This window comes from Flavobacteriales bacterium (assembly GCA_013214975.1).
Taxonomy (GTDB): domain Bacteria; phylum Bacteroidota; class Bacteroidia; order DT-38; family DT-38; genus DT-38.
This window is the reverse complement of the sequence record JABSPR010000433.1, coordinates 1-3,785: the sequence shown is the minus strand read 5'-3', so window position 1 is coordinate 3,785 and position 3,785 is coordinate 1. Positions and strand designations below refer to the sequence as shown.

Annotated in this window: 4 protein-coding genes; 3 read left to right on the top strand and 1 reads right to left on the bottom strand. The window is 36.9% G+C overall.

Annotated elements, in window-relative coordinates; translation table 11 throughout:
* Together HRT72_13465 and HRT72_13460 are read left to right on the top strand one after the other, a co-directional pair.
* Nucleotides 1-1,097 (top strand): fused MFS/spermidine synthase (locus HRT72_13465; GenBank protein ID NQY68717.1); only part of this gene is annotated, 1,097 nt, incomplete at its 5' end.
* A 293-nt stretch (nt 1,098-1,390) separates the two neighbouring features.
* The gene (locus HRT72_13460) at nt 1,391-1,915 is read left to right on the top strand and encodes a hypothetical protein (protein ID NQY68716.1); all 525 of its coding nucleotides are present in this window, start codon (nt 1,391-1,393) and stop codon (nt 1,913-1,915) included.
* Nucleotides 1,916-2,055: 140 nt separating this feature from the next.
* On the opposite strand, the gene HRT72_13455 is transcribed toward HRT72_13460, so the two are convergent.
* Nucleotides 2,056-2,799, bottom strand: coding sequence for a hypothetical protein (locus HRT72_13455; GenBank protein NQY68715.1), 744 nt, complete (start codon nt 2,797-2,799; stop codon nt 2,056-2,058).
* Nucleotides 2,800-2,815: 16 nt separating this feature from the next.
* On the opposite strand from HRT72_13455, the gene HRT72_13450 reads away from it, so the two are divergent.
* A complete protein-coding gene (locus tag HRT72_13450) occupies nt 2,816-3,607 on the top strand; it encodes a hypothetical protein (protein ID NQY68714.1) in 792 nt (263 codons plus the stop codon).
* Nucleotides 3,608-3,785 lie beyond the last annotated feature (178 nt).

Sequence of the window (3,785 nt, the reverse complement as noted above, 5' to 3'; positions counted from 1 at the left end):
TAATGGGTTTTTTAATCATTCCAACATGGGGTGTTAAAACACCTTTACTGTTGGTTTCACTAACACTATTCATAACGAGTCTAGTTGTTTTATTCGATAAGAATTTCCTAAAACAAATAATTGCTGTTGGTGCCATAATAGTAGGGTTGATCGTTTTCTTAATTATCGAAACCTTTAGTCCTCGTTATTATGGCCCAAACAAAATCCTATTTAGTAATGAAGGTCTACTTGGTCAAATAAAAATTGTAGAAAAAAATTATGCAGATTTTTTTACTCAGAGGTCATTGCTCGTTAATAACATAGTACAAACTAAAGCCTTTGAACTTGAAGGCTCTTCTTATTCTATGTGGAGATACCCTCATTTATTGTCAATTCTATCTTCGATAGTACCTCCCGGATCCGATGCACTATTGCTTGGTTTCGGCGCAGGCAATATGGTAGGTGAACTTGATCGCCTTGATATATCTGTAGATGCTGTAGAACTTGATTCCCGTTTAGAAGATTTGGCAACTAAGTACTTTTCTTTTAAAAAACCACAGAGTTGTAAAATCTATATTGACGATGCTAGGCATTATCTGAGAACTTGTAAAAAGCAATACGACTTAATTATTTTTGATATGATAAAGGGCGAAGTGCAACCTACCTACGCTTTATCGATTGAGAACTTCAAATCCTTGCAATCTAATCTTACAGAACAAGGAGTTGTTCTAATAAATTTCCAGGGAGCATATAACAAGGAAAACGGACAAGCATTTATATCCATTTATAGAACTCTTGAAAAAGCAGGTTTCAACATCAATCTATTTCATGGTAATTCGGCTGTGTCCGATATAATTTTTGCCGCATCATTAAAACCACTGGATTACAGCACAATGCCCATGTCCAGAATAAGTAATTGTTGCAAACCATTCTTAAAACATTTTTCAAATGCTTCCTGGGTAACATATCCAATTGAAGCGAGTTGGGGGCAAGTGCTTACAGATGATAAACCAATTTTGGAACACCTCAACCGAGAAACCATTTCTGGATGGAGGGAATCTCAAATAAAAAAATGGTACTCCGAGAATGGAGATTTAAGTAGGAAACTCTTCAATTAATCGATCAAGCGATTACCTTTGATCTAACTCAAAACAAGACGAAAAACGAAGTGATGGCACGCCATATCCAATTTAGGAATCAATACAACTATTTCTAGTATAGACATACGTAGAGCGCATGTAACTAATAGAATGATTTTTGTGGTTCGTCTGATCGCATTTTCATATTCTGCCTTATTCTTTTCTTTAGAAGCTGTGGAGCCTATGTTGCACAAGACTATATTCTTCCTAGCCTCAGCATCCATGTTTTTATTCTCAAAGAAAGGCAAGCATCAAAGTGCAGCTATCATACTTTGCTCAATCATTATTGTTCATGTTGTCATCGTTTCATTTCTTTTTCAGGTGGTACAGGTCGACTCGTCTTATTTCCTACAGCCATGTTGGCACTCTTAATGATCAAAGGATTAAAACCAGGCCTTGCTATTTTTCTTTTTTCTTCTGCGGCATTTTTTGTGACTCAATATGTAAATATAGATACACCAGAATGGGACAAGGAACTTAACGAAACGGTATACATTATGAATGTACTACTCATTTTCGGTGTGAGCTTCTATCTGATTTTTCATGTATTAGCTACTTCCAGAGACTACGAGCAGGACATTATCTCGCACAAAGAAAAGATTGAAAAACAACACGATGAATTAGAGGTATCTCACAATGAAATCACAGATAGTATTAAATATGCTAAACGAATTCAAGATGCCATGTTGCCACCTATTAACTTATTTAATGAATTTCTTTCCGACTCATTTGTTTTATACAAACCTAAAGATGTTATCGCGGGTGACTTCTACTGGATAAAAAAAGAGAATAGATAGAGAGCTGTAACCACAGTAGCCAAGCCAGCAAAGAAAATAATTTCTCTCTCTGTCCAGATTAATACACTCTTAAATGAAAACCGCCTTTGTACCTACATGAATTTTATTTCAAAGATATAGAATCTAGAAATTAACGATAGCTATAAATCTATTTCTTCTACAGCACGTTTAGCCTGACTTACCGCTGCATACATAATTGCTTTAGCAGCTGAATCTGAGTTCGCAATTGTGATTCGCCCAAATTTCTTTCGTCCTACTTTGGCATTATCTTTTAAGTCGGCTTCAAATAAACGTATGCCAGGCCATGCATAACCATGCGACCAACGGTTTACTGTAATGCTTTCGATGTCTTTATTTGCATCAAAGTCTGTACCTTCTAACATGCCGGACAAATGAGTTTTAATCTCTTTTTCAAAATCATCAAACGACATAGATAACAACCTAGTCCTGCCTTCCTTAAACTGATCTCTCGGGGCAACTCCATGTGTATCGCCATATGGCACATAAATCATATTAATCACGATGGGTTCATTTTCATTTTCGGAATACTCATATCCCCCCATGCTCACTGGGTAATCAACAAAAACTATTTGATGCAAATTACCTGGACAAGCTGCAATGCCTATTTTCTTTTCTTTCAAAGCTTTCCAATTCTTAAGACCAACTGTAGTATAAACCAACGGCGATTTAACATTTCTTCGCAAAGCCTTAAACTGTTCTTCGGGTAAGCCGGGCACAATGTGCGGTATAATCATATTGTAGCATGCCATCACCACATGCTTTCCTTTTACCTGGTATGCTTTTCCTTTGTTGATGTATTTCAACAAAACACGTTCAGACGTTTCTACGTCTCCGTCATGTACCACTTCTATAGACGATTGCATAATTGATCCACCTGTAATGACAATAACTTCCGCTGTTACCGATCCTTCTTCATGTGGAGCGAACGATGGAATTATCGACCATACAGTTACCGGAGGATATACTCCTTATGTTTACCAATGGGGAAATGGTTCAAACGCGGAAGATTCATTTAATTTATCAGCGGGTAGTTACTTCACTTCTGCTACAGATACAAACGGTTGTGTAGTTTCTTATTCGACCACACTTATTGAAGAATGTGCACCAGCTTGCGATCTTTCCATTGGAGGAACAGCAAATATTGGAGAATCTATTTTAAATGAAGGAACTGCCTATTTGTATGACATCTCAGATTCAACAACCGTAATTCAATCAGTGCCTATTACTAATGGGCTAATCGACTTCCAAGATATCTGTCCTGGGGATTACGTCATTGCAGTTCAACCAACCGGTTTCGAATCCAACGACTATGGCCTCACCTATTTCTACGGTAGTGAATCGTTTTATGGTGCAAATAATTTCAACTTAGACTCAGCAAACATTGTTGGTGTTGCGGTAGAATTATTGGGCATGGAAGATCACCGCATAAGCGATAACACAACTAAACTTTACCCAAACCCTTCAAGTGGAGTTGTTCATATTAGAAGCACAGAGAACATACAAGAAGTCCACGTTTACAATATATTAGGAGATCGGGTCTTAACATCGAATAAGACATCCTTCAATCTTTCTAATAATCCATCGGGGGGTGTATTACATTGCTATTCGCACCCAATCCGGAACATCAACAAACAAGGTAGTATTGGTAAAATAACTACACCTAACTCTTAGGATAATCCCGCATTACATTATTTGTGGTGCGGGATTATGTTTACGCATTACTTATTTGATTAAGTTTGCCAACTTTTTATCATTGAATTCTGAATATTAAATTGGAATACTAGGTAATAAATTAATAACATGAGAAAAGCAGCAGGCATACTAAGTACTCTATTCGATGCAATCGATG

What these genes read in the sequence shown, in the direction of transcription:
- HRT72_13450 (NQY68714.1), top strand. Translation starts at nt 2,816, where the DNA reads ATGACAATAACTTCCGCTGTTACCGATCCTTCTTCATGTGGAGCGAAC.
- HRT72_13455 (NQY68715.1), bottom strand. Translation starts at nt 2,799, where the DNA reads ATGCAATCGTCTATAGAAGTGGTACATGACGGAGACGTAGAAACGTCT.